The sequence below is a fragment of the Mycobacterium syngnathidarum genome (assembly GCF_001942625.1).
Taxonomy (GTDB): domain Bacteria; phylum Actinomycetota; class Actinomycetes; order Mycobacteriales; family Mycobacteriaceae; genus Mycobacterium; species Mycobacterium syngnathidarum.
Genome location: NZ_MLCL01000029.1, coordinates 256,361 through 281,788, shown reverse-complemented (window position 1 = coordinate 281,788; position 25,428 = coordinate 256,361). Strand labels below are relative to the sequence as shown.

Here is a 25,428-nt window from a genome sequence, read left to right as displayed (position 1 = left end):
GTGAGCGGTGCGCACTCTGGTGCTCGGTGGGATCCGCTCCGGGAAATCGCAGTGGGCCGAGGCGGCCGTGGCGGCCGCTGCCGGGGAGAGCGCTCCCGTGCGATATCTGGCCACCGGGCCCGCCGCCGACAGCGATCCGGCCTGGACTCGGCGCGTTGATGCACATCGGACTCGCCGGCCCGCGCACTGGCACACCGTGGAGACCTGTGATCTTGCAGGGGCCCTGGCCACGGATCCGCACGCAACCGACACCGCAACACTCGTCGACGACATCGGCGGCTGGCTGACGGCGACCATGGACCGCCTCGGCGCCTGGTCCGGCGCCCCCGTGGGTTCCGAGGTCGACGCGCTCGTGGAGGCGGTGGATGCGTTCACCGCTCCCCTGGTCCTCGTCAGTCCCGAGGTCGGGCTGACCGTGGTCCCCGCCACCGAGGCGGGGCGGCGGTTCGCCGACGAACTCGGCACCGTCAACCAGCGCCTGGCCGCGGTGTGCGACCGCGTGGTGCTGGTGGTGGCCGGCCAACCGCTCACGGTGAAGGAGCCGTCATGACCGAATTCGACGCGGACTTCGCCCCGGTCGCCGCACCAGATGCCGATGTCGCCGCCGCGGCACGGGCCCGCCAGGCGCTGCTCACCAAACCGCCCGGCTCACTGGGGCGCCTCGAGGAGCTCTCGGTATGGGCGGCCGCATGTCAGGGCGTGTGCCCGCCGCGGCCGCTCACCCGGGCGCGGGTGGTGGTCTTCGCCGCCGACCACGGGGTCACCGCAGCCGGGGTGTCGGCGTTCCCGTCCGCGGTGACCGGCCAGATGGTGGCCAACTTCGACGCCGGCGGCGCGGCGATCAACGTGCTGGCCGAGGTGGCCGGGGCCACCGTGCGGGTGGCCGACATCGCCGTCGACTGCGACGAACCACTGTCCCCCGCGATCGGCGCGCACAAGGTGCGCCGCAACTCGGGCAACATCGCGATCGAGGATGCGCTGAGCGAAGAGGACGCGGCCGCCGCCGTGGCTGCGGGACGCCGGATCGTCGACGAGGAGGTCGACGCCGGCGCCGATCTGCTCATCGCAGGCGATATGGGAATCGGAAACACCACGGCGGCAACGACATTGGTAGCCGCGCTGACCGGCACCGAACCCGTCGTGGTGGTCGGCCGCGGAACCGGCATCGACGATCTCGGTTGGCGACGCAAAACCGGTGCGGTGCGTGACGCGCTATACCGGGCGCGCGCCGTGACGCGGGACCCGCTGGGCCTTTTGCGGGTGTGCGGCGGCGCAGACCTGGCCGCCATGGCCGGGTTCCTGGCGCAGGCCGCGCTGCGGCGCACCCCGGTGCTGCTGGACGGCCTGGCGGTGACGGCGGCGGCCCTGGTGGCCGAGGAGCTGGCACCAGGTGCGCGGGCCTGGTGGCAGGCCGGTCACCGGTCGACGGAACCGGCGCACAGCCTGGCGCTGTCACACCTGGGGCTGGAGCCGATCGTCGACCTGGGCATGCGCCTGGGCGAGGGCACCGGCGCCGCAGTGGCGTTGCCGATCGTGCAAGCCGCTATCGCCACACTGGCCTCGATGGCCACGTTCGCTGAAGCCGCAGTGGCCGGACCGCCCGAATCAACACCGTGATCGGCGCACTCGGCGGGGCGTTCGCGTTCGGCACCGTACTGCCGGTTCGAACGTCCGCCGGTGTCGGGCGAGGTGCCCTCGCGGCCTTGCCGGTGGTCGGGCTGGCGCTCGGCGCGCTGGCCGCCGCGGTGGTGGCCGGTGGCCAGTGGGCATTCGGCACCGAGAATGCACTGCCCGGCCTGCTGGCGGTCGCCGTCCTGCTGTTGGCCACCCGCGGGCTGCACATCGACGGGTTCTGCGACACGGTCGACGCACTGGGCTGTTACGGCCCACCGGAGCGAGCTTTGGCGGTCATGCGCGACGGCTCGGCGGGACCGTTCGGCGTCGCTGCGGTGATCGTCGTGATCGGTTGCCAGACAATGGCATTCACCCGACTCGACACGGTGGCCATCGTCGTCGCCGTCGCGGCGGGCCGCGTCGCGGCGGTAGTCGCCTGCCGACGTTCGGTGCCGGCGGCGGCCGGCAGCGCGCTGGGCGGTGCCGTCGCGGGCACCCAACCGGCGACCATCGTGGTGGCGTGGGTGATCGCAGTCGCCACCCTGGCCGCGTGGGCGGGACCTCCGATGTGGCAGGGCCCGGTCGTGATGGTGATCGCGGTGGGGTGTTCGGCGCTGCTGGTCGCTCACTGCGTGCGACGGTTCGGCGGCATCACCGGCGACGTGCTCGGTGCCTCCGTCGAGGTGACGACGACGATCGTCGCACTCGGCATGGCGATCGGCTGACTCGTCACGGCCCTGCCCGCCCGCAGCGTCGCGCCCTCCGCGAGTGTCACGCCAGCCGGGTTGTCCGGGTTTCCTGGGCAACCCGGCTGGCGTGACAAAGCGGGCGCGGCAAAGCAGACACGAGGTCCGCAACGGGTCAGTGCAGCTAGTTGAGCCGAGCCATCCAGCCGTGGGTGTCGGCGAAGGTGCCGCGTTGGATCCCGGTCAGGGTGTCACGCAGGGCCATGGTGATCTCCCCCGGTTGCCCGTCGGCGATGGTGAACTCACCCTCACGGTGCTTGACGTGGGACACCGGGGTGATCACCGCAGCGGTGCCGCATGCGAACACCTCGGTGATCTCGCCCGCTGCGGCCTTCTTCTGCCATTCATCGACGTCGATCTTGCGTTCCTCGACTGCGAAACCGGCATCGGTGGCCAACTGCAACAACGAATCTCGCGTGATGCCCGGCAACAGCGAACCGGACAGCTCGGGCGTGACGAGGCGGGCCGAGCCTCCGCTGCCGAAGACGAAGAACAGGTTCATCCCGCCCATCTCTTCGACGTAGCGGCGCTCGAGGGCGTCCAGCCACACCACCTGATCGCAGCCGTTGTCGGCGGCCTCGGCCTGTGCGAGCAGCGAGGCCGCGTAGTTCCCGCCGAACTTGGCCGCACCGGTGCCGCCCGGAGATGCACGCACGTACTCGTGCGACAACCACACGCTGACCGGCTTGATGCCGCCCTTGAAGTACGCCCCCGCCGGGGAGCCGATCACCAGGTAGCGGTACTCGTTGGCCGGACGCACGCCCAGGCCGGGCTCGGTGGCGATCACGAACGGCCGCAGGTAAAGCGATTCCTCACCGCCGGCCGCGGGCACCCACTTCTCGTCGACGGCGATGAGCTCGCGCAGCGACTCGACGAACACGTCCTCGCCAAGCTCCGGAATGGCCAGACGCCGCGACGACGCACGCAACCGCTGCGCGTTGGACTCGGGCCGGAACGACACGATCGAGCCGTCGGCCCAACGGTAGGCCTTGAGCCCTTCGAACACTTCCTGCGCATAGTGCAGCACGATGGCCGAGGGATCGAGCTCGATCGGCCCGTACGGGATCACCCGCGCGTCGTGCCAGCCATGCCCGGCGGTGTAGTCGATGGCCACCATGTGGTCGGTGTGGTACTTGCCGAATCCGGGGTTGGCCAGAATGGACTCGCGTACCTCATCGGTCGCCGGATTCGCATTGGCTGAAACCGTGAACTCGAGATGGCCGCTAGTCATGCAGCGATTGTATCGCCCGAGGCTAGCGTGTTTTCGGGGCCACGAATGGCGGCTTGACCACCTCGCATTCGACGACACGCCCGCGCACGTCCACGCTCACCCGCTGTCCGTCGGCGATGTCGTGGGCGGTGTCGATGAGCGCCAGTGCGATACCGACTTTCAGTGAGGGCGAGAACGTTCCCGACGTCGTGGTGCCGATTTGGGTGTCCCCGTCGAGCACAGCGAGATCGGCGCGCAGGACACCGCGGCCGACGGCCTTGAGGCCACGCAGCACTCGGGTCGGGCCGGCTTGCTTCTCTGCCAGCAGCGCGTCGCGTCCCCAGAACGCGTCCTTCTTCCACCCGATCGCCCACCCGCAACGAGCCTGCAGTGGCGAGATGTCGAGGGACAGCTCGTGGCCGTGCAGCGGATAGCCCATCTCGGTGCGCAGGGTGTCACGGGCGCCCAGACCCGCGGGTTCGCCGCCGGCGGCACGCACGCCCGTCACCAGCGCGTCGAAAACCTCACCGGCGCGGTCCCAGGCCGGCAGCAGCTCGTAGCCGTGCTCGCCGGTGTAACCGGTGCGGCACACCCGCACGAACACGCCGTTGTATTCGGCATCGGCGTAACCCATGTAATCCATCTCGGTGGGCAGCCCCAACGACTCCAGTACCTCGGCGGATTTGGGCCCCTGTACCGCCAGCACCGCATACGAGCGGTGCTCGTCGGTGATGGTCAGCCCATCGGGGGCGTGCTTCTTCAGTTCCGCGACGACGGCCGCCGTGTTCGCGGCGTTGGGCACCAGGAAGATCTCGTCGTCGGAGACGTAGTAGGCGATCAGGTCGTCGATAACTCCCGCCACGCCTCCTTCGTCTTTGCAGCACAGGGTGTACTGAGCCTTGCCCGGCCCGATTCGATTCAGGTCGTTGGTGAGGGCGGAGTTGACGTAGGCCGCCGCACCCGGACCCTTGACCAGTGCTTTTCCGAGGTGGCTGACGTCGAACAGGCCGACGGTCTCGCGGGTGGCGTTGTGTTCGGAGACGGTCCCGGCGTAGGACACGGGCATCAGCCATCCACCGAATTCGGCGAAACTGGCCCCCAGTTCGCGGTGGCGGTCTTCCAGCGGTCCGTGCAGCAGATCGTCAGTCACGGGCCAACCATAATCTGAACGCCTGAACTTCAAGCCTGATCGCCCCACCGACTGCACACTGGTCTGGTGGTCGATTTCGATGCACTGGCTGCCGCCGGGATCGCTGACGCACGACAGCGCGCCCCGCTGATCGAGTATCTCGACGACTTGGGTTTCACCGCCGAGCAGATGATCGAGGCCGAGTCCCGCGGCCGCTTGTTCGGGCTGGCCGGGGATGTGCTGCAGTGGTCGGGGCCGCCGGAATACTGTCTGGCCGATGTGGCCACTGAGCTCGATGTCCCGCTCCATGATGTTCAGCGGGCGTGGGCCGCGCTGGGCCTGACGGTGGCGGGCTGCGAGGTGAAGACCCTGAGCCGCGCCGATCTGGAGACCCTGCGCACCTGGGCGGAATTGCGTGTGCTGGTCGGCGATGTCGAGGCCACCGGTCTGCTGCGCGTGATCGGTTCGGGGATGGCTCGCCTGGCCGAAGCCCTGTCGTCGATGAGCCGGGCCGGAACACCTGAAATCCAGCTCAACGTCACCCATGACGAGCTCGCCACCGCCAAGGCATACCGGGTGGCCGCGGGATTCATTCCCCGCATCGGCTCGATGGTCGATGCCGTGCACCGCCACCACGTGATGAGCGCGCGCAGCTACTTCGAGCAGGTGATCCACGACGGATCGTCGAATGCGGTGTGCGGCATCGGGTTTGCTGATCTGTCGGGGTTCACCGCGCTCACGCAGATGCTGACCACCACCGAGCTGTCGGCTTTGCTCAACGAGTTCAGCGCCACCAGCACCGAAATCGTGCACGCCGCCGACTGCCGCGTGGTCAAGTTCATCGGAGACGCCATCATGTGGGTCGGCTCCGAACCCGCTGAACTGCTACAGGTCGCCGTGGACCTGGTGACTCACCCCCGGGCAGCCGAGACCAACCTGCAGGTGCGGGCGGGGCTCGATTTCGGCGAGGTGCTGGCGATCGGCGGCGACTACTTCGGCAATCCGGTCAACCGCGCGGCCCGCCTGGTCGCCGCGGCCGAACCCAGCCAGATCCTGGTGTCCGAGCCGCTGTGTGAGCTCCTCACCGAGCGGGCGTTCACTGCGGCTCGCTCGCTGACACTGAAGGGTTTCGCCGCACCGGTGACGGCGTATCCGCTGCGTCTGCCGTGAGCCTCGGCGGCCTGACTAGGGTAGGCGGGGTGAGCCCCGCAAATCCCGGTTACCAGGTTCCCAACGTCACCGTCAGCGCGTCGCTGCCCAAGCGCAAGAGCGAGGCCGTGCTGATCGTTCCCGTGGTCAGCGGGCCGGATGACGATTCGACCGCCGCCGTTGTCGGCAACCCGTTCCTCGATGCCGAGGCGGTCGGTGAAATCGAGGTGGCACTCGCCGCGCTCGGTGCCAAGGGCGGCACCGACCAGGTCACCAGGGTGCTCGCGCCGTCACTGCCGGTCGCCAGTGTGCTGGCCGTCGGCCTCGGCAAACCCCGCGACGAGTGGCCGGCCGACGTGATCCGCCGTGCCGCCGGTACGGCGGCACGGTCGTTGAACGGCACCGAGACGGCTGTCACCACGTTGTCCGACATCGATCTGGAAGCCGCCGTCGAGGGCTTGATCCTGGGCTCCTACCGCTTCAACGACTTCCGCAGCGCCAAGACCGCACCCAAAGACGCCGGCCTCACCGCGATCGTGGCCCTGACGGCCGACACCAAGGCGGCGACGAAGAACCAGGCTCAGCGCGCGGCGGACATCGCCTCGGCGGTCGCCACTGCCCGGGACTTCGTGAACACCCCGCCCAGCCACCTGTTTCCCGACGAATTCGCCAAGCGCGCAAAGGCTTTGGGTGAGACCGCCGGACTTGAGGTCGAGGTGCTCGATGACAAGGCCCTGACCAAGGCCGGTTACGGCGGGATCGTCGGGGTGGGCAAGGGATCCTCGCGACCGCCGCGTCTGGTGCGATTGGTGCACCGTGGCACGGGCAAGAAGCCCAAGCGCGTCGCACTGGTCGGCAAGGGCATCACATTCGACACCGGCGGCATCTCGATCAAGCCTGCCGCCAACATGCATCACATGACCTCGGACATGGGTGGAGCGGCGGCGGTGATCGCGACCGTGGTGCTGGCCGCCAAGCAGAATCTTCCGATCGAGGTGATCGCGACCGTGCCGATGGCCGAGAACATGCCCTCGGCGACCGCGCAGCGTCCGGGCGACGTGCTGACCCAGTACGGCGGGATCACCGTCGAGGTGCTCAACACCGACGCCGAGGGCCGGCTGATCCTGGCCGACGCGATCGTACGGGCCTGCGAGGACGAGCCGGACTATCTGATCGAGACGTCGACGCTGACCGGTGCGCAGACCGTCGCTCTCGGTGCCCGCACACCTGGTGTCATGGGAAGTGACGAGTTCCGCGACCGGGTCGCGACGCTGTCACAGGCCGTCGGTGAAAACGGTTGGGCCATGCCGCTTCCCGAGGAGCTCAAGGACGATCTGAAGTCGACGGTGGCCGATCTGGCCAACGTCAGCGGGTCGCGCTATGCCGGGATGCTGGTGGCCGGGACGTATCTGCGCGAGTTCGTCGCAGACGGGGTCGAATGGACACACATCGACATCGCTGCACCGGCCTACAACACCGGCGGCCCATGGGGTTACACACCCAAGGGCGGCACCGGCGTGCCGACCCGCACGATGTTCGCGGTCCTGGAGGACATCGCCGCGAACGGCTGATCATGTTCCCGCCCAACGTGAACAAGATGTCGAGGATTGCCCGCGATCTCGCCATCTTGTTCACGTTGGGCGCGGCGCTCGCCGGCTGTTCAGGATCGCCGGATACCGCGGGCCCGAGCACTCCGAACCTTTCGAGCGCCATGTCGGCGACGTCTCCCACCACCACGCCGGCCGCCCCGGCCGGCGCACAACCGCGCCTGGCCCCCGACCCGGACCGGTTGGCACGAGACCTGGTGGCCGACGAGCGGGCTCTGCGCGACCCGTCGACGCCGGAGGCGGCCTTGACGCAGGCCGCGCGCCGCCAGCAGGTGGCCTACCGGGCGATCGGCCGGCACCCCGAATGGGACGGGATCATCCGGCCCCGCATCCCGGCCGAGTTGGTGGCGTTCTACGACCGCAATGTCGACGCGCGGCGACAGCTGGCCACGCTGGCCGAACCGCGGGACACCCTGCCCGCGTGGCGGATCAACCCGCCTCCCCCGCCTGGGGAACTGCTGGCGGCCTATCGCGACGCCGAAGCCGCCTCGGGCGTGGGCTGGAACTTCCTCGCCGCGATCAACCTGATCGAAACCCACTTCGGCAGCGTGAGCGGAACCAGCTCGGCCGGTGCCCAGGGACCGATGCAGTTCATGCCGTCCACGTTTGCCGCCTACGGCATGGGCGGCGACGTCCACTCCCCGAGGGACAGCATCATGGCGGCCGGCAATTACCTGGCCGCCAACGGTTTTACCAGCAACCCCGACCACGCCCTGTTCCGCTACAACAACGCCGACGCGTACGTGCGGGCGGTCAACGACTATGCCGCGGCGATGGCCGCCGATCCGGCGGCGTTCGGCGCGTTCTACCGCTGGGACGTCTATTACGTCTCAACGGCCGGTGACGTGCTGCTGCCCATCGGGTACGCCGCAGAATCGCCGATACCGGTCGGCGAGTATCTGACGGCGCACCCGCAGTAGCGGTTAGAGCGAGCCCGACCGCGCCGCGCGGCGCAGCGCCGACGGCACCAGCCGCGCCACCCCATACGCCGCGTAGGCCTCGGGGGTCACTGGGCGGATCGCCTTGCCCTTCACGACGGACGCGACGATGGCCTTGGCCACCTTGTCCGGCCCGTAGCGCCGGGCAGCGAAAACCTTCTTGGTCTGAGCCCGCAACTGCTCGACCTGCCCCTGCTTGTCGGCGGGCACGTCGAAGCGGGTGGTGTCGATGATGTTGGTGTCGATCATCCCCGGGCAGATCGTGGTCAAACCGACTCCCGCCGAGTTCAATTCGGCGCGCAGGCAGTCGGAGAACATGAACACCGCGGCCTTGCTGGTGGAGTAGGCGTTCATCGACGCCGACGGCGAGTAGGCGGCCATCGAGGCCACGTTGACGATGTGACCGCCGGTGCCGCGGTCGACGAGGCGGCGGGCAAAGGACCTGCAGCAGTTGACGACTCCGCCGAAGTTCACGTCCAGCACCCGGTCGTACTGATCGGCAGGCGTATCGAGAAACTTTCCGCCGTGGCCGATTCCGGCGTTGTTGACCACCACGTCGGGGACACCGTGTGTGCTGCACACTTGCTCGACGAAACTCTCCACGGCGTCGGCATCGGACACGTCCAGCCCGTAGGCGTAGGCCACCCCGCCGCCGGCAGCGATCTCGTCGACCGTCGCCGCTGCTGCATCTTTGTCGATGTCGCTGACCACGATCTCGGCGCCCTGCGCAGCGAAGGCCAGGGCGGTGGCGCGACCGATGCCGCTGCCCGCGCCGGTTACAGAAACCAGTGTGTCGCTGAAAGGTTCACGCGACCGACCGATCTGGGCACGCCGCAGCGCCCGGGAGGCTGGGGCACCCTCGATGTGGTCGATCAGCTCGGCGGTGGCCTCGGCGATGGCGCGCCAGTGCGAGAACGGCGCCCAGTGCCCGGCTTTGAGGTCGCGGCGCCACAGCATCGGCATCCACTTGGACGCCTCGTCATAGCCATGTCCGCGCACCACAGGATCGTGGTCGTTGCAGATCAACTGCACGGGCACGGTCACGTAGTGGTCGGTGCGCAGTGTCGTGAACGAGCGAATCGCGTTGGCACGGTAGATCTTGAGCGAGTTGGCCGCGTCGATGTCGAGCGTCTCGGACTGGAACTTGGGACCCGGTGTGTCGATGGCCTGCAGCCGGCGCGCCGCCCCGCGACGCATCAGTGCCGGTGCGAGAACCGGGATGGAGAACGGGATCCAATAGCTGAACCGCGATGCCAGGTTCACCGCCTTGGCGAACCGGATGGGGCGGTACGGCTGGGCCAACCGGCCGCGCACGAACGAGCCGTAGTGGTCGGTGCTGGGTCCCGACACCGACGTGAACGATGCCACCCGCTCGGAGGCCTCCGGCCGACTGAGGTACTCCCACACCCCCACCGAGCCCCAGTCATGGGCCAACACGTGCACGGGGCTCCCGGGGCTGACGGCGTCGATCACGGCGGACAGGTCGTCGGCGAACCGGTCCATGCGGTAGGCCCGGACGGCTTTGGGAACGTCCGAGGCTCCGGCGCCGCGGTTGTCGTATCGCACGATGTGGAACCGGTCCTCCAGTTCACCGGTCACGCCGTTCCACAGCACGTGGGAGTCCGGCCAGCCGTGCGCCATCACCAGCGTGGGCCGCTGCCGGTCCCCTTGTTCGTACACCGCGATGCGGGTCCCGTCCGAGCTGACGACGAAGCGCTGCATTGTCCACCCCTCCACGAGGTACATGTAACGATCAGTATCCAATACCGGAGGTATCGGTTGCTCTGACTCTAGCGGTCGTCGAGCTCCCGACGCATGGCGCGCTCCCGTTCGATGCGCCTTCGCGCGTCGTAATCACGCATGCGTTGCGGGTACCCGACCTTCTGCACGTCGTAGACCGGGATCTGCAGCCGGTCGCTGAGCCGGCGTGCCCCGGCCTCACCACCGGCACGGCGCCGGGTCCATTCCCCGTCCGCGGCAACCAGCACCACCGTCACGTCGGTGACAGTGGTGCGTGGCTCCACGAAAGCCTCGACGCCGGCGTGCTCGGCCACCCAGCGCTGCAGATACCGCAGATCCTCGGCTGCCGCGCCGCCGGATCCGCGCACCGAACCTCCCCGGCGAAACGCGTCGAACAACCCCAATGGAACGGTCTCCTCAGCTCTGGGGATGTTCGGAGAACAACCCTGCAAACCCTGACTCGATAGTGCCAGAGCCTTGGGCAACCCTGAGTGCGTGCGAATGGTGCTGCAGTGACAGGATGGTTCCGACAATCCACCTAGGTGCCGCACCCAGTGCACCCTGCTGTGGTAAGCCAGAGTTCGAGTCGTCACAAGTGACCGTCCGAGGAGTCAATACACATGGCCATCTCCGTCCAGATGCCCGCGCTAGGTGAGAGCGTCACCGAGGGGACTGTCACCCGCTGGCTTAAACAGGAGGGCGACACCGTCGAACTCGACGAGCCGCTGCTGGAGGTGTCCACGGACAAGGTCGACACCGAGATCCCATCCCCCGCCGCAGGCGTGCTGACGAAGATCGTCGCCCAGGAGGACGACACCGTCGAGATCGGCGGCGAGCTCGCGGTGATCGGCGAAGCCGGCGAACAAGCCTCGGAAGCGCCGTCCGCGGAACCGGAAGCCGCAGCCGAGCCCGAACCCGAACCTCAGGCCACCGAGCCGTCGGCCGCTCCGGCCGAGACCGCCGCCGCGGAGCCCGCAGCGCCCGCGGAGCCGGCCCCGGCCGCCGTGTCCGGGCCGGCCACCACCGTCGTGATGCCCGAATTGGGCGAGTCGGTCACCGAGGGCACCGTCACGCGGTGGCTCAAGAAGGTCGGTGACTCCGTGGGCGTCGACGAGCCGCTCGTCGAGGTGTCCACCGACAAGGTCGACACCGAGATCCCGTCCCCGGTGGCCGGCACCCTGCTGGAGATCACCGCCGAGGAGGACGACACCGTCGCCGTCGGCGGCGAACTGGCCAAGATCGGTGACGCCTCCGCCGCCCCCGCAGCCGCCCCGGCTCCGGCAGCGCCGGCTCCCGAGGCCAAGCCGGAACCCAAGCCCGAACCGAAACCGGAACCGAAGCCAGAGCCCAAACCGGAGCCCAAACCCGAGCCCAAGCCCGAGTCGGCGCCCGCGCCCGCAGCTGCCCCGGCACCGTCCGCCGCCGCTGGGGACGGCTCGCCGTACGTCACCCCGCTGGTGCGAAAGTTGGCCTCGGAGAACGGTGTTGACCTTGCCTCGGTGAAGGGCACCGGTGTCGGCGGTCGCATCCGCAAGCAGGATGTGCTCGCCGCGGCGGAAGCCAAGAAGGCTCCGCCGGCGCCGGCCGCTTCTGCCGCACCGGCAGCGGCCGCGGCACCGGCGGCCTCGGCAGCCCCGGCTCCGGCCCTGGCCCACCTGCGCGGAACCACGCAGAAGGCCAACCGGATTCGCCAGATCACCGCGAAGAAGACCCGCGAATCGTTGCAGGCGACCGCTCAGCTGACCCAGACCCACGAGGTCGACATGACCAAGATCGTGGCGCTGCGGGCCCGGGCCAAGACGGACTTCGCCGAGCGCGAGGGCGTCAACCTCACGTACCTGCCGTTCATCGCGCGCGCGGTGATCGACGCGCTCAAGATCCACCCGAACGTCAACGCCAGCTACAACGAGGACACCAAGGAGATCACCTACTACGACGCCGAGCACCTGGGCTTCGCGGTCGACACCGAGCAGGGCCTGCTGTCGCCGGTGATCCACAACGCCGGTGACCTGTCGCTCGGCGGATTGGCACGCGCCATCTCCGACATCGCGGCACGGGCCCGGTCGGGCAACCTCAAGCCTGACGAATTGGCCGGTGGCACATTCACGATCACCAACATCGGCAGCCAGGGCGCGCTGTTCGACACCCCGATCCTGGTGCCACCGCAGGCAGCGATGCTGGGCACGGGCGCGATCGTCAAGCGGCCGCGAGTGATCTCCGACGAGTACGGCAACGAGTCGATCGGTGTCCGGTCGGTGTGCTACCTGCCGCTGACCTACGACCATCGACTGATCGACGGCGCCGACGCCGGCCGGTTCGTGACCACCATCAAGCGCAGGCTCGAAGAAGGTGCTTTCGAGGCCGACCTCGGGCTGTAAGGGCCGTTAGGAGGGGCTCCCCACTGTGGCGGATGCCGTCATCGCGATAGCGGGATCATCCGGTCTGATCGGTTCGGCGCTGGTGTCCACGCTGCGCGCCGCCGATCGCCGGGTACTCCGGATCGTGCGCAGGGCACCATCGAACGGCGACGAGCTGTTCTGGAACCCCGACACCGGAGAGTTCGACGCCGGGGCGCTGCACGGCGTCGACGCGGTGGTGAATCTCTGCGGCGTCGGCGTCGGAGAGAAGCGGTGGTCGGGCGCGTTCAAGCAGAGCCTGCGCGACAGCCGGATCGGGCCCACCGAGGTACTCGCCGGCGCTGTGGCCGACGCCGGGGTGCCGGTACTGATCAATGCCAGCGCGGTCGGCTACTACGGCGACACCAGAGACCGGGTGACCGACGAGTCCGCACCCGAGGGTCGGGGTTTCCTGGCCGGTTTGTGCGCGGATTGGGAAGCGGCGACCGCGCCCGCCATAGCTGCCGGGTCACGGGTGGTGTTGCTGCGCACCGGGCTGGTGATGGCGCCGTCCGGGGGCATGGTGAACCGGCTGAAGCCGTTGTTCTCGCTGGGACTCGGCGCCCGGCTGGGCAACGGCAGGCAGTACATCCCGTGGATCAGCCTGGAGGACGAGGTCCGCGCGGTGTTGTTCGCGATGTCGAACGAAAACCTTTCCGGCCCGGTCAATCTCACCGGACCGGCCCCGGTGACCAACGCCGAGTTCACCGCGGCACTGGGCCGTACGCTCAACCGGCCCACCCCGGTGATGGTTCCTGGCTTCGCGCTGCGCACCCTGTTGGGCGAGATCGCCGACGAGGGACTGCTGGTGGGCCAGCGCGCCATCCCCGCCGCGCTGGAACGGGCCGGCTTCAACTTCCACCACAAGACCGTGGGCGAGGCATTGGCTTACGCCACAGCGCCCCGCGACTAGCGACCGGACGTGGCCCGGTAGTCCTCGATCACAGCCATCGCGTCGTCAAACCCACGGTCCATCGGGGTGAGCGATATCGCGATGTCACCGCCGGCCAGCCTCCGGTTGGCCCGACTCAACCGGCCCAGCAGCGTCGTCGACGGGAACCGTTGCGGGTCGGCCAGGTGCAGCATGATCAGTTTCTGACTGCGGTGCTTCCACGCCGTCACGTTGACGATCTCGCCCCACGGGATCACCGCTTCTGACCACTGCTTGTAGTAGATGCCGTCGGGTGCTACCCGCAGTTGCTCACGGCGGTCGAACAACCGGACCGCGGCGAGGACCGCTGCGCCAAGAAAGAGCAGGGTGCCGCAGACACCGGCAGCCTTGTGTAGCAGGGAGGCCTCGGCCGACCCTGCCATCCAAGCCGATATTGCGCTCATCAGTACGCCGAGCACCGTCAGCATCAACAATCGCCACGGCGAATATCGGGCAGAGAACGTCGGCATCATCCGACCTTATTCGGCGTCAACCCCTGCACCGGACGGCAATCCTGGGCACGAGTAGCGTGGCTGCCATGGCGGCATCCATCCGCTCAGCCGCTGCTCCCCTTGAGGTGCGACGCCTGGGCACACTCGATTACGAAGCCGCCTGGGACCTACAGCGTGAGGTGGCCGACGCCCGGGTGGCCGGTGGACCCGACACCCTGCTGCTGCTGCAACACCCGGCCGTCTACACCGCAGGCAAGCGCACCGAACCGCATGAACGCCCCATGGACGGCACCCCCGTCGTCGATACCGATCGTGGCGGCAAGATCACCTGGCACGGCCCCGGACAGCTGGTGGGCTATCCGATCGTCGGGCTGGCCGAACCGTTGGATGTGGTGAATTTCGTTCGGCGCCTTGAACAAGCGCTCATCAACGTGTGCGCGGATCTGGGCCTGCAGACCGATCGGGTCGAGGGACGCTCGGGCGTATGGGTTCCCGGCGACGAGCTCCGGCCGGCCCGCAAGGTGGGGGCGATCGGGATCCGGGTGGCCCGGGCGACGACGCTGCACGGGTTCGCGCTGAACTGTGACTGCGATCTGTCGGCGTTCTCCGCGATCGTGCCGTGCGGCATCGCCGACGCCGGCGTGACCTCGCTGACCGCCGAATTGGGCCGCCGCGTCACCGTGGAGGACGTCACCGACCGAGTCGCCGCCGCCGTGGGCGATGCGCTGGACGGACGGCTGGAAGTGGCCCTGAACGTAGGATGAACTCGTGACTGTGGTGCCTGAAGGTCGGAAGCTGCTGCGTCTGGAAGTGCGCAACGCGCAGACGCCCATCGAACGCAAGCCACCGTGGATCAAGACCAGGGCCAAGATGGGTCCGGAGTACACCGAGCTCAAGGGCCTGGTGCGGCGCGAAGGCCTGCATACGGTGTGCGAGGAGGCCGGCTGCCCCAACATCTTCGAATGCTGGGAGGACCGGGAGGCCACGTTCCTGATCGGCGGCGAGCAGTGCACGCGGCGGTGCGACTTCTGTCAGATCGACACCGGCAAGCCGGCCGACCTGGACCGCGACGAGCCACGCCGGGTGGCCGAGAGTGTGCAGGCGATGGGATTGAAGTATTCGACGGTGACCGGGGTGGCCCGCGATGACCTGTCCGACGGCGGGGCGTGGCTGTACGCCGAGACGGTTCGTCAGATCCATGCGCTGAACCCGAACACCGGTGTGGAGCTGTTGGCCCCGGACTTCAACGGCGACCCCGAGCAGTTGGCCGAAGTGTTCGAGTCGCGCCCAGAAGTGTTCGCGCACAACGTCGAAACGGTGCCGCGCATCTTCAAGCGGATCCGGCCGGCCTTCCGTTACGACCGGAGTCTGGCGGTGATCACGTCCGCGCGCGACTTCGGTCTGGTCACCAAGTCCAACCTGATCCTCGGGATGGGCGAGACCATCGAGGAGGTGCAGACCGCGCTGCGCGACCTGCACGACGCCGGGTGCGACATCGTCACGATCACCCAGTACCTGCGTCCGTCCCCACGTCACCACCCGGTGGAACGCTGGGTGCATCCCGACGAGTTCGTCGAGCTGTCGAGCTATGCCGAGGGCCTCGGCTTCGCCGGCGTACTGGCCGGACCGCTGGTGCGTTCGTCCTACCGCGCGGGCAGGCTCTATGCCCAGGCCGCACGGGTTCGGTTTGCCGATCGGCCCCCCGTATCCTGATGTAATGGCGAAAACCCGCGGTGCCGCAGAGACCAAAGCGGCAAAGGCCGAGGCGAAGGCTGCCCGTAAGGCGGCCTCCAAGCAGCGGCGCAGTCAGCTCTGGCAGGCATTCCAGGTCCAACGCAAAGAGGACAAGCGCCTCCTGCCGTACATGATCGGCGCGTTCGTGCTGATCGTGGCCGCTGCGGTGGTCGCCGGCCTGCTCATCGGCGGGTTCACGATGTACACAATGATCCCGCTGGGTGTGGTGTTGGGCGCACTGGTCGCCTTCATCATCTTCGGCCGCCGCGCCCAGAAGTCGGTGTACACGAAGGCCGAGGGCCAGACGGGTGCGGCAGCCTGGGCGCTGGACAACCTGCGCGGCAAGTGGCGCGTCACCCCCGGCGTCGCGGCAACCGGCCATTTCGACGCGGTGCACCGCGTGATCGGCCGGCCCGGTGTGATCTTCGTCGCTGAAGGCTCGGCCAATCGGGTCAAGCCGCTGCTGGCTCAGGAGAAGAAGCGCACGGCACGCCTGGTCGGCGACATCCCGATCTACGACATCGTGGTCGGCAACGGCGAGGACGAAGTGCCCTTGTCCAAGCTCGAGCGGCACCTGAACAAGCTGCCGGCCAACATCACGGTCAAGCAGATGGACTCCATCGAGTCCCGGCTGGCTGCGCTCGGCACCAAGACCGGTCCGGCCGGGATGCCCAAGGGCCCGATGCCCGCCGGCGCCAAGATGCGCGGCGTGCAGCGAACCGTGCGGCGGCGCTGACTCAGCGCTAGCGCCGCAGCACCGCGGTGAACGTCAGCCGGTCGTGCAGACCTCGCAGATCGCTGTCGGAAACCAGCGGCGGGATGACCAACGCGATCAACACCACCCGCAGGAATGCCCGCACGATGCCGATCCGGTCGCGCCCGTCGGCGGGCGCGACGGCCAGGCCGACCGCGAGTTGCCCCGGCGTGAACGAGAACAGCCGCACCGCGACCGTGCCCAGCACCATCCAGATCACCAGCACGGCCGTGGACAGCATAGGCAGCGAGATGAAGCCCAGGGCCATCACCAGGCCGGCCAGCCCGTAGGCGACCAGCCAGTCGATGCACAGCGCGCCCAGTCGCCGGCCCATCCGGGCCAGCGAGCCAGGCCCGGTCTCGGGCAAGCCAAGGCGCTCACCAGGGTATTTGCCCTGGCTGTCGTGGCCGTCTTCGCCGTCGCCGGCATCGAAAGGTCCGGGTCCGGACAGCCAAGTTCCCATCGTGCGCGCCATAGGGCCAGAATAGGCGGAGCCGGTCGCGCGACAGTCAGTAGCTCACGTCACAAAGAACGGTCATCGCGTAACTTGCGCGCAACATATGGTTGACGACTGCGCAACATCGTGTCCTTAGCGTCAACCCGCGGGTTACCAGTAAAGGAGAACACTCAGTGGCAGAAAAGACGTCCGACGACATCTTCAAGCTGATCAAGGACGAGAACGTCGAGTACGTCGACATTCGCTTCTGCGATCTGCCTGGCGTCGTCCAGCACTTCTCGATCCCGGCGTCGGCGTTCGACCAGAGCGTCTTCGAGGACGGCCTCGCGTTCGACGGTTCGTCGGTCCGCGGCTTCCAGTCGATCCACGAATCCGACATGATGCTGCTGCCGGATCCCGACACCGCGCGCATCGACCCGTTCCGCGCCGCCAAGACGCTGAACCTGAACTTCTTCGTGCACGATCCGTTCACTCGTGAGGCATACTCCCGCGACCCGCGCAACGTGGCCCGCAAGGCGGAGAACTACCTGGCCAGCACCGGTATCGCCGACACCTGTTACTTCGGCGCCGAGGCCGAGTTCTACATCTTCGACTCGGTGAGCTTCGACTCGAAGATCAACGGCACCTTCTACGAGGTCGACTCGGAGTCCGGCTGGTGGAACACCGGTGAGCCCTTCGAGGCCGACGGCAGCGCCAACCGCGGTTACAAGGTCCGCCCCAAGGGTGGCTACTTCCCCGTGGCGCCGTACGACCACTACGTCGACCTGCGCGACGAGATGTCGACCAACCTGATCAACGCCGGGTTCACCCTCGAGCGCGGCCACCACGAGGTGGGCACCGCCGGCCAGGCCGAGATCAACTACAAGTTCAACACCCTGCTGCACGCTGCCGACGATGTGCTGTTGTTCAAGTACATCATCAAGAACACCGCGTGGCAGAACGGCAAGACCGTGACCTTCATGCCCAAGCCGCTGTTCGGTGACAACGGTTCGGGCATGCACGCCCATCAGTCGCTGTGGAAGGACGGCAAGCCGCTGTTCCACGACGAGTCCGGGTACGCGGGCCTGTCCGACATTGCCCGCCACTACATCGGCGGCATCCTGCACCACGCCCCGTCGCTGCTGGCGTTCACCAACCCGACGGTGAACTCCTACAAGCGTCTGGTGCCGGGCTACGAGGCCCCGATCAACCTGGTGTACAGCCAGCGCAACCGCTCGGCCTGTGTCCGTATCCCGATCACCGGCAACAACCCGAAGGCCAAGCGCCTCGAGTTCCGCTGCCCGGACAGCTCGGGTAACCCGTACCTGGCGTTCGCCGCCATGCTGATGGCCGGTATCGACGGCATCAAGAAGAAGATCGAGCCGCTGGCCCCGGTCGACAAGGACCTCTACGAGCTGCCGCCGGACGAGGCCGCCAACATCCCGCAGGCCCCGACCTCGCTGGCCGCGGTCATCGACAAGCTCGAAGAGGATCACGAGTACCTCACCGAGGGTGGCGTGTTCACCGAGGACCTGATCGAGACCTGGATCTCCTACAAGCGGGAGAACGAGATCATGCCGATCCAGATCCGGCCTCACCCGTACGAGTTCAGCCTGTACTACGACGTGTAACTCGTAGCGCGAGCAGACGCAGAATCGCACTATTCCGGGCGGAATAGTGCGATTTTGTGTCTGCTCACCGTCTATCCGCACAATGGACCGCATGCGTGTTCTGGTGCAGCGGGTGACATCTGCCAGCGTTACGGTCGACGGCGAAGTGGTGGGCGCCATCAAACCGAACCCGCAGGGGCTGCTCGCCCTGGTCGGGGCGACGCATGGCGATGACGCCGCCAAGGCCAAGCGGATGGCTGAAAAGCTCTGGCAGTTGAGGATTCTCGACGGTGAGAAATCCGCGTCGGACGTCGCGGCCCCGATCCTGGTGATCAGTCAGTTCACCTTGTACGCCAACACCGACAAGGGCAGGCGCCCGTCGTGGAACGCGGCGGCGCCGGGTGCTGTCGCCGAACCGCTGGTCGCCGAATTTGCCGACGCACTCAAAACATTGGGCGCGGTGGTGGAAACGGGGGTTTTCGGTGCGGATATGCAAGTGGAACTGGTCAATGACGGGCCGGTAACGGTGTTGCTGGAGCTGTGAGTTTTCGGCGAACGACGAGTATTGTCGGCCCATGACGACCAATCTGGACACCCGACTGACCTCGATCTCGCCCGCTGTCATCAGTTTGTTCCGCGTCGTGTTCGGTCTCCTGTTCACCATCCACGGGACATCCAAACTTTTTGCCTGGCCCGTCGATTCGGGAAGCGGCGCCGTGCCGGTCGGCACCTGGCCGTACTGGTACGCAGGCGTTCTCGAACTGGTGCTCGGCCTGCTCATCATGGTGGGGCTGTTCACCCGGATCGCGGCGATCGTCGCCGCGGGCCAGATGGCGTTCGCCTACTTCACCCAGCACCAGCCCAAGGGCCTGTTCCCGATCGAGAACGGCGGCGAACTCGCCGTGCTGTATTGCTTCGGTTTCCTGCTGCTCGCGGCAATCGGCGGCGGCGCCTATGCGTTGGATGCGGTGCGCGGCAAAAGTAAGACTTAGTCCAGCGCGAGGTCTTTGCGGAAGCGCTTGAGTCCGTCGATCTTCTCGGCCAGGGTGGCGTCGGGGCCGGAGTAGAACATCCACGGCATGGTGACGATGCCGTGGATGCCACCGGCTTCCGCGCGTGCGTAGTGTTCGGGCGTGAAGGCGTCGGTGAGTGGGGTGATGATGGTGAAATCATCCATCGTCAAACCTTTTTCGGCACGCAGCTCACGCAGCCGGTTCACCCGCTGCAGTGCGGCCTCGGTGGAGATCAGATCGCCGATCCAGCCGTCGTGGCGCGCCGCGCGGCGCAACGCGATGTCGGACAGGCCGCCGACATATATCGGGATCGGCGGCGGGGTGGGCTCCATTTCCAGGCGCGGGGTGGAATAGAACTCACCGGAAAACTCGGTCCAGCCCGGCTCCCAGAGCTTCTTCATCAACTCGAGCATTTCGTCGGTGCGCTTGCCGCGCCGGGCGAACTGCTGGCCCAGCAGCTCGAACTCTTCCTCGCACCAGCCCACCCCGATGCCCAGTTCCAGCCGCCCGTCGGCCAGATAAGCCGCGGTGCCAATGGCTTTCGCAGCCGAGTACGGGTCGCGCATCGCGGGCAGGTAGACGGTGGTGACGAACTTGCACCGGGTGGTGACCAGCGCCAGTGCGCCGATCATCACCCACGGGTCGGGCCAGTCGGTAAAAGCCTCCCAGCGTCGCTTCCCGTCCTTGGTGTAGGGATACGGCGTGGACAGCGTCTCCAGGTTCACCACATGGTCCGGGATGCCCATCCCGTCATAGCCGAGTTCATCTGCGGCCCTGGCTACTTCGACGGCCTCACGGGTGTCCATGAAGGCCATGCTGACGTAGAACTTCATCCGGCATCCCGGGCCCAGGCCGGGGTGATGAAGACGCCTTCGGCCTCGACGGTGATCCCGTCACCGTCGCTGATATGGCCCCGCGCAAAGGTTTTGACACCTTCGGTCCGGTCGATATAGGCCTCGGCACGCAGCGGCCCCAGCGGCGTGCCGCGGTTGTAGCGGCACGTGATGGTCCCGGTGTAGCGCGGCTCGTTGAGTCCGCCGCTGGCCACCTCGCCGAGGATGTGGTCGAGCACCAGTGCGCAGATGCCACCGTGTACCCATCCCAGCGGGCCCTCGTAGGCCGCGCCGAGCACGAACTCACTCCAGCAGCTGCCGTCCTCGGCATGCTCGATCACCAGTGGCGGGGCCAGCGCGTTGCGCAATCCGACGACCGGGTTGGCCCACACCACCGGGCGGTTCGTCTCGGCATGCAGCATGGCGTGTGGTCCGTCGCGCTGTTCGCGGCGCAGTGAGGCGGTGATGGCCGCGACGGCGGCAGTGGCTTCGGCGATGGTCTGCGGGTCCACCTCGGTGCGCACACCGGCGTCCACGAGTTCGCGCATCGCCCGGGCGAACGGCTCGTAGACCGCTTCGAGCCGATCGTGCTCGGCCGCGGTGATGACGTCGAACGTGTGCTTCATCCGGACTCCCAGTGAATTTGGTTATGTGCCCTTATTAACACCACCCACTGCGACGTCATGCAGGCGGGGCCTGGTTCCGCCCGGCCGGCTATTCTCCGCCGAAGATATTGCGGACCACGCCCTTGGCCCGCCGGGTCACCCGCAGATAGTTGTCCAGGAACTCTCCGCCGTCATCGCTGCCCCATCCGGCTGCCAGCGCGACCGCGTTGAGTTGACGGCCCGGCCCGGGCAATTGATCGGTGGGCTTGCCACGCACCAGCACCAGGGCGTTGCGTGCCCGCGTGGCCGTCAGCCAAGCGTCGCGCAGCAGCTCCACGTCGCTCTCGGCGACCAGCTCGGCAGCGCCGATCGCGTCGAGGGTCTGCAGTGTCGAGGTGTTGTGCAGGGCCGGCACGGTGTGCGCGTAGCGCAGCTGCAACAGTTGCACGGTCCACTCGATGTCGGCCAGCCCGCCGCGCCCCAGCTTGGTGTGGGTGTTGGGGTCGGCGCCGCGCGGCAGACGTTCGGCGTCCACGCGGGCCTTGATGCGACGAATCTCCTGGACCGCCTCCGCCGATACCCCGCCCGAGGGATAACGGGTCTTGTCGGCCATGACCAGAAACCGATCGCCGAGGTCCAGATCGCCGGCCACGCGGTGGGCCCGCAGCAACGCCTGGATCTCCCACGGCTGAGCCCACTGCTCGTAATAGGCGGCATACGAGGCCAGCGTGCGCACCAGGGGTCCGTTGCGCCCCTCGGGACGCAGCCCGGTGTCGACCTCAAGCGGTGGATCGGCGCTCGGTGTCCCCAGCAGGGCCCTGACCTGTTCGGCGATGCTCACCGACCAGCGCACCGCCGCCGAATCCTCGACTCCGGAGCTGGGCTCGCAGACGAACATCACGTCGGCGTCGGAGCCGTATCCGAGTTCGCCGCCGCCGAGGCGGCCCATCCCGATGACCGCGATGCGCGCGGGCACACCGGATTCGGGAGTGTTGGCCCGGATCACGGCGTCCAGGGCGGCTTGCAGCACCGCCACCCACACCGAGGTCAGTGCCTTGCACACGTCGGTCACGTCGAGCAGGCCCAGCACGTCGGCCGAGGCGATGCGGGCCAGCTCCCGGCGCCGCAATGTGCGGGCAGCCGCGATGCCGCGCACCGGATCCGCGTGCCGGCCGGCCGACGCCACCAGGGCTCGAGCCACGCTGTCGGGATCGCCGGCGAGTAGTTTCGGCCCGTTGGGGCCGTCGGCGTACAACTGGATCACCTCGGGGGCGCGCATCAGCAGTTCCGGGATGTAGGCCGAAGTTCCGAGCACCCGCATCAACCGCTTGGCCACCGCACCCTCGTCGCGCAGGGTCGACAGGTACCAGCGTTGCTCGGCCAGTTCCTCGCTGATCCGGCGGTAGGCCAGCAGGCCGGCATCCGGGTCGGGGGTATCCGACAGCCAGTCCAACAGGGTCGGCAGCAGTACCTGCTGCACGGTGCCACGCCGCCCGCTCTGGGCGGTGAGCGCGGCCAGGTGGGTCAGTGCGCTCTGCGGGCCCTCGTAACCCAGTGCGGCGAGCTGACGTTCGGCAGCCTTGGTGCTCATGCCGGCGCCGATGCCGACCGCGGGCTGGCCCACCGATTCCAGCAGGGGTTGGTAGAAGAGCTTGGCGTGCAGGCGCGACACCCGCATGCTCTGCCGCTTGAGTTCCTCACGCAGCACGCCCTGCGCGTCGTGCCGGCCATCGGGACGGACGTGCGCGGCCCGGGCCAGCCAGCGGTATGCCTCGTCATCGCTGTCGTCGGGCAGCATGTGGGTGCGCTTGAGCCGCTGCAGCTGCAGGCGATGTTCCAACAGCCGCAGGAATTCGTAGGACGCGGTCAGGTTGGCGGTGTCGTCGCGCCCGACGTAACCGCCCTCGCCGAGCGCCGCCAGCGCGTCGACAGTGGAGGCCACATGCAGCGAATCGTCGTTGCGTCCGTGCACCAGTTGCAGGAGCTGGACGGCGAATTCGACGTCGCGCAGGCCGCCGGTACCCAGTTTGAGCTCACGGGCCCGCACCCCGGCCGGGACGAGTTCCTCGACGCGCCGACGCATGGCCTGCACCTCGGGGACGAAATCCTCACGCTCGCAGGCGGTCCACACCATGGGCATCAGGGCGTCGATGTAGTCCTTGCCGAGTTCGGCGTCACCGGCAGCGGGACGCGCCTTGAGCAGTGCTTGGAACTCCCAGGTTTTCGCCCAACGCTGGTAGTAGGCGATGTGGGAATCCAGGGTCCGGACCAGTTGGCCGCGTTTACCTTCCGGACGCAGCGCGGCATCGACCTCGAAGAAGGCTTCACCGGCGCACTGCATCATCTCGCCGGCGACCCGGGTCGCGGTGGCCAGGTTGTCGTCACCGTCGCCCTCGGGGATGGCCTCGCCCACGAAGATGACGTCGACGTCGCTGACGTAGTTGAGCTCGCGCGCACCGCATTTGCCCATGGCGATCACCGCCAGGCGAGGCTCGACCCCGTCCTCGCAGACGGCCCTGGTGGCCACCGTCAGCGCGGCCCCCAGTGCCGCGTCGGCCAGGTCGGACAGATGTGCGGCGACTTCGACGAAGGGCAGCACCGGCTCGTTCTCGACCGTGGAGGCCACGTCGAGCGCGGCCAGCACCAAGAGGTGGTCGCGGTAGAGATCTCGCAGGGCCGGCACGGCACTGCTTGTGCCCCTGTCGATCTCAGCATCGCGAGCGGCGGCGGTGAAGATGTTGTGCAGCTCCGCGACACCGGGAAGTACGACGTCTCCGTCCAGCAGGCGCCACGACTGCGGGTGGGCGATGAGGTGGTCACCGAGGGCCAGGGAGGATCCGAGTATGCCGAACAGCCGGCCTCGCAGAGGCCGGACGGTGAGCAGTCGACGGTTGAGCTCGTCCGCGTCAGCCCCGAGCGCGTCGGTCAGCCGCACCATGGCCAGCAGCGCCACGTCGGCGTCGGGTGCCCGCGACAGTGACCACAGCAGTTCGACGTGCGCGTCGGTGTTCCAGCCGAGCTGTTCGAGGTGGGCCGATGCCTGGGGATGCACCAGACCGAGCCGACCGACGCTGGGCAGTTTCGGGCGATCGGTTGCAGGCTTTGGCACGTTCACGACGGTAGCGCACCAATGGCCGGGACCGGCGCCGACTACAGCGACAGGTAGGTCTTCAGCTCATAGGGGGTGACGTGACTGCGGTAGTTCTCCCACTCGGCGCGCTTGTTGCGCAGGAAGTAGTCGAATACGTGCTCCCCCAACGCTTCCGCGACGAGCTCGGAGTTCTCCATGGACTCCAGCGCGTTGCCCAGGCTGGTCGGCAACTCGCGGTACCCCATGGCACGCCGCTCCTCGGCCGTCAGGCTCCAGACGTTGTCCTCGGCCTGCGGACCCAGCACGTAACCCTTCTCCACGCCACGCAGGCCGGCCGCCAGCAGCACCGCGAAGCTGAGGTAGGGGTTGCATGCCGAGTCGGGGCTGCGGACCTCGACGCGCCGCGACGACGCCTTGCGCGGGGTGTACATCGGTACCCGCACCAGAGCTGAGCGGTTGGCGGCGCCCCACGAGGCCGCGGTGGGCGCTTCACCGCCGTGCACCAGCCGCTTGTAGGAGTTCACCCACTGGTTGGTGACGGCGCTGATCTCGCTGGCGTGCTCCAGGATGCCGGCGATGAAGGACTTGGCCACGTCGGACAGCTGCAGCGGGTCGTCGGGGCTGTGGAAGGCGTTGGTGTCGCCTTCGAACAGGCTCATGTGGGTGTGCATGGCCGAGCCGGGATGTTCGGCGAACGGCTTGGGCATGAACGATGCACGCACGCCGTCGGCCAGGGCGACTTCCTTGACCAGGTAGCGGAAGGTCATCACGTTGTCGGCCATCGACAGCGCGTCGGCGTAGCGCAGGTCGATCTCCTGCTGGCCGGGTGCGCCCTCGTGGTGGCTGAACTCCACCGAGATGCCCATCTGTTCGAGGGCCTCGATGGCGTGGCGGCGGAAGTTGGGGGCCGAATCGTGGATCGCCTGGTCGAAGTAACCGCTGTTGTCGGCCGGAATCGGCACCGATCCGTCGTCTGGCCCGGCCTCGAGCAGGAAGAACTCGATCTCGGGATGCACGTAGCAGGTGAAGCCCAGATCGCTGGCCTTGGCCAGCTGGCGACGCAGCACGTGCCGGGAGTCCGCCCACGACGGCGAGCCGTCCGGCATCGTGATGTCGCAGAACATGCGTGCCGAGTAGTGCTTGCCGGCGCTGGTGGTCCAGGGCAGCACCTGGAAGGTCGACGGATCGGGCCGGGCGACGGTGTCGGACTCCGACACACGGGCGAAGCCCTCGATCGACGATCCGTCGAAACCGATGCCCTCTTCGAAAGCGCCTTCGAGTTCGGCGGGCGCGATCGCTACCGACTTGAGGTAGCCGAGCACGTCGGTGAACCACAACCGAACGAACCGGATATCGCGTTCCTCCAGGGTGCGCAGCACGAATTCCTTCTGGCGGTCCATGAGCGCAGCGTAGGCATCGGCTGTTAATTCTGTGTTACGA

Annotated in this window: 24 protein-coding genes; 14 read left to right on the top strand and 10 right to left on the bottom strand. The window is 67.8% G+C overall.

Annotation, left to right across the window (positions count from 1 at the left end):
• Positions 1-7 precede the first annotated feature (7 nt).
• Genes BKG60_RS09260 through BKG60_RS09250 form a run of 3 tightly spaced genes read left to right on the top strand, consistent with a single transcriptional unit; the run spans position 8 to position 2,339 of the window.
• A complete protein-coding gene (locus BKG60_RS09260) occupies positions 8-550 on the top strand; it encodes a bifunctional adenosylcobinamide kinase/adenosylcobinamide-phosphate guanylyltransferase (protein ID WP_070943330.1) in 543 nt (180 codons plus the stop codon).
• Positions 547-1,617, top strand: coding sequence for a nicotinate-nucleotide--dimethylbenzimidazole phosphoribosyltransferase (gene cobT, locus BKG60_RS09255; RefSeq protein WP_070943331.1), 1,071 nt, complete (start codon positions 547-549; stop codon positions 1,615-1,617). Before BKG60_RS09260 ends, cobT begins: the two co-directional genes overlap by 4 nt.
• Positions 1,614-2,339 (top strand): adenosylcobinamide-GDP ribazoletransferase, encoded by a 726-nt coding sequence (locus tag BKG60_RS09250; protein ID WP_070943332.1) that lies wholly within the window; start codon positions 1,614-1,616, stop codon positions 2,337-2,339. The genes cobT and BKG60_RS09250 overlap by 4 nt, the downstream gene beginning before the upstream one ends.
• Before the next feature lie 145 nt (positions 2,340-2,484).
• Here the strand turns inward: BKG60_RS09250 and BKG60_RS09245 are convergent, their stop codons facing one another.
• A complete protein-coding gene (locus BKG60_RS09245; protein WP_070943333.1) occupies positions 2,485-3,591 on the bottom strand; it encodes a branched-chain amino acid aminotransferase in 1,107 nt (368 codons plus the stop codon).
• A gap of 22 nt (positions 3,592-3,613) precedes the next feature.
• Positions 3,614-4,720: a glycine cleavage system aminomethyltransferase GcvT gene (gene gcvT, locus BKG60_RS09240; RefSeq protein ID WP_070943334.1), complete on the bottom strand. Its 1,107-nt coding sequence runs from the start codon at positions 4,718-4,720 to the stop codon at positions 3,614-3,616.
• A 66-nt stretch (positions 4,721-4,786) separates the two neighbouring features.
• Here gcvT and BKG60_RS09235 point away from each other — a divergent pair, with 66 nt between their 5' ends.
• Genes BKG60_RS09235 through BKG60_RS09225 form a run of 3 tightly spaced genes read left to right on the top strand, consistent with a single transcriptional unit; the run spans position 4,787 to position 8,375 of the window.
• A complete protein-coding gene (locus tag BKG60_RS09235; RefSeq protein WP_070943335.1) occupies positions 4,787-5,869 on the top strand; it encodes an adenylate/guanylate cyclase domain-containing protein in 1,083 nt (360 codons plus the stop codon).
• 29 nt (positions 5,870-5,898) lie between these two features.
• On the top strand, positions 5,899-7,419 hold the full coding sequence (locus BKG60_RS09230; protein WP_070943336.1) for a leucyl aminopeptidase: 1,521 nt from the start codon (positions 5,899-5,901) through the stop codon (positions 7,417-7,419).
• A gap of 26 nt (positions 7,420-7,445) precedes the next feature.
• On the top strand, positions 7,446-8,375 hold the full coding sequence (locus tag BKG60_RS09225) for a lytic transglycosylase domain-containing protein (protein ID WP_070943545.1): 930 nt from the start codon (positions 7,446-7,448) through the stop codon (positions 8,373-8,375).
• 3 nt (positions 8,376-8,378) lie between these two features.
• Here BKG60_RS09225 and BKG60_RS09220 read toward each other — a convergent pair whose 3' ends face one another.
• Both BKG60_RS09220 and BKG60_RS09215 read right to left on the bottom strand, forming a co-directional pair.
• Positions 8,379-10,115 carry an SDR family oxidoreductase gene (locus BKG60_RS09220; RefSeq protein ID WP_070943337.1) on the bottom strand — a complete coding sequence of 579 codons (1,737 nt, stop codon included), beginning with the start codon at positions 10,113-10,115 and terminating at the stop codon, positions 8,379-8,381.
• 68 nt (positions 10,116-10,183) lie between these two features.
• Positions 10,184-10,537 carry an oxidoreductase gene (locus BKG60_RS09215; protein ID WP_070943338.1) on the bottom strand — a complete coding sequence of 118 codons (354 nt, stop codon included), beginning with the start codon at positions 10,535-10,537 and terminating at the stop codon, positions 10,184-10,186.
• Positions 10,538-10,753: 216 nt separating this feature from the next.
• Here BKG60_RS09215 and sucB point away from each other — a divergent pair, with 216 nt between their 5' ends.
• Positions 10,754-12,511, top strand: a complete 1,758-nt coding sequence (gene sucB / locus BKG60_RS09210; protein ID WP_075909581.1) for a 2-oxoglutarate dehydrogenase, E2 component, dihydrolipoamide succinyltransferase — start codon at positions 10,754-10,756, stop codon at positions 12,509-12,511.
• Between the two features lie 25 nt (positions 12,512-12,536).
• Positions 12,537-13,442 (top strand): TIGR01777 family oxidoreductase, encoded by a 906-nt coding sequence (locus BKG60_RS09205; RefSeq protein WP_070943340.1) that lies wholly within the window; start codon positions 12,537-12,539, stop codon positions 13,440-13,442.
• Here the strand turns inward: BKG60_RS09205 and BKG60_RS09200 are convergent.
• Positions 13,439-13,930 carry an STM3941 family protein gene (locus tag BKG60_RS09200; protein ID WP_131823351.1) on the bottom strand — a complete coding sequence of 164 codons (492 nt, stop codon included), beginning with the start codon at positions 13,928-13,930 and terminating at the stop codon, positions 13,439-13,441. The genes BKG60_RS09205 and BKG60_RS09200 overlap by 4 nt on opposite strands.
• Positions 13,931-13,998: 68 nt before the next feature.
• Between BKG60_RS09200 and lipB the strand changes: the two genes are divergently transcribed.
• From lipB to BKG60_RS09185, 3 genes are read left to right on the top strand one after another with little or no spacing between them, the layout of a single operon-like run.
• Positions 13,999-14,676, top strand: a complete 678-nt coding sequence (gene lipB, locus BKG60_RS09195; RefSeq protein WP_070943342.1) for a lipoyl(octanoyl) transferase LipB — start codon at positions 13,999-14,001, stop codon at positions 14,674-14,676.
• A gap of 4 nt (positions 14,677-14,680) precedes the next feature.
• Positions 14,681-15,625 carry a lipoyl synthase gene (gene lipA, locus BKG60_RS09190; RefSeq protein ID WP_070943343.1) on the top strand — a complete coding sequence of 315 codons (945 nt, stop codon included), beginning with the start codon at positions 14,681-14,683 and terminating at the stop codon, positions 15,623-15,625.
• 4 nt (positions 15,626-15,629) lie between these two features.
• On the top strand, positions 15,630-16,382 hold the full coding sequence (locus tag BKG60_RS09185; RefSeq protein ID WP_075909580.1) for a DUF4191 domain-containing protein: 753 nt from the start codon (positions 15,630-15,632) through the stop codon (positions 16,380-16,382).
• A gap of 7 nt (positions 16,383-16,389) precedes the next feature.
• Here the strand turns inward: BKG60_RS09185 and BKG60_RS09180 are convergent, their stop codons facing one another.
• A complete protein-coding gene (locus tag BKG60_RS09180) occupies positions 16,390-16,875 on the bottom strand; it encodes an RDD family protein (RefSeq protein ID WP_207553874.1) in 486 nt (161 codons plus the stop codon).
• A gap of 155 nt (positions 16,876-17,030) precedes the next feature.
• Between BKG60_RS09180 and glnA (BKG60_RS09175) the strand changes: the two genes are divergently transcribed.
• From glnA (BKG60_RS09175) to BKG60_RS09165, 3 genes are all read left to right on the top strand, one after another.
• The gene (gene glnA / locus BKG60_RS09175; protein ID WP_075909579.1) at positions 17,031-18,467 is read left to right on the top strand and encodes a type I glutamate--ammonia ligase; all 1,437 of its coding nucleotides are present in this window, start codon (positions 17,031-17,033) and stop codon (positions 18,465-18,467) included.
• A gap of 91 nt (positions 18,468-18,558) precedes the next feature.
• A complete protein-coding gene (gene dtd, locus BKG60_RS09170) occupies positions 18,559-18,990 on the top strand; it encodes a D-aminoacyl-tRNA deacylase (protein ID WP_070943547.1) in 432 nt (143 codons plus the stop codon).
• Positions 18,991-19,021: 31 nt separating this feature from the next.
• Positions 19,022-19,438, top strand: a complete 417-nt coding sequence (locus BKG60_RS09165; protein WP_070943346.1) for a DoxX family protein — start codon at positions 19,022-19,024, stop codon at positions 19,436-19,438.
• Here BKG60_RS09165 and BKG60_RS09160 read toward each other — a convergent pair.
• The 4 genes from BKG60_RS09160 to glnA (BKG60_RS09145) all read right to left on the bottom strand — a co-directional run bounded on the left by BKG60_RS09160 (position 19,435) and on the right by glnA (BKG60_RS09145) (position 25,388).
• Positions 19,435-20,292 (bottom strand): TIGR03619 family F420-dependent LLM class oxidoreductase, encoded by an 858-nt coding sequence (locus BKG60_RS09160; RefSeq protein ID WP_070943347.1) that lies wholly within the window; start codon positions 20,290-20,292, stop codon positions 19,435-19,437. The two genes, BKG60_RS09165 and BKG60_RS09160, sit on opposite strands and share 4 nt — an antisense overlap.
• Positions 20,289-20,918, bottom strand: a complete 630-nt coding sequence (locus tag BKG60_RS09155) for a PaaI family thioesterase (protein ID WP_070943348.1) — start codon at positions 20,916-20,918, stop codon at positions 20,289-20,291. The genes BKG60_RS09160 and BKG60_RS09155 overlap by 4 nt, the downstream gene beginning before the upstream one ends.
• Before the next feature lie 88 nt (positions 20,919-21,006).
• Positions 21,007-24,012 carry a bifunctional [glutamine synthetase] adenylyltransferase/[glutamine synthetase]-adenylyl-L-tyrosine phosphorylase gene (locus BKG60_RS09150; protein WP_120764859.1) on the bottom strand — a complete coding sequence of 1,002 codons (3,006 nt, stop codon included), beginning with the start codon at positions 24,010-24,012 and terminating at the stop codon, positions 21,007-21,009.
• A gap of 35 nt (positions 24,013-24,047) precedes the next feature.
• Positions 24,048-25,388 (bottom strand): type I glutamate--ammonia ligase, encoded by a 1,341-nt coding sequence (glnA, locus tag BKG60_RS09145; protein WP_070943349.1) that lies wholly within the window; start codon positions 25,386-25,388, stop codon positions 24,048-24,050.
• Between the last annotated feature and the right edge of the window lie 40 nt (positions 25,389-25,428).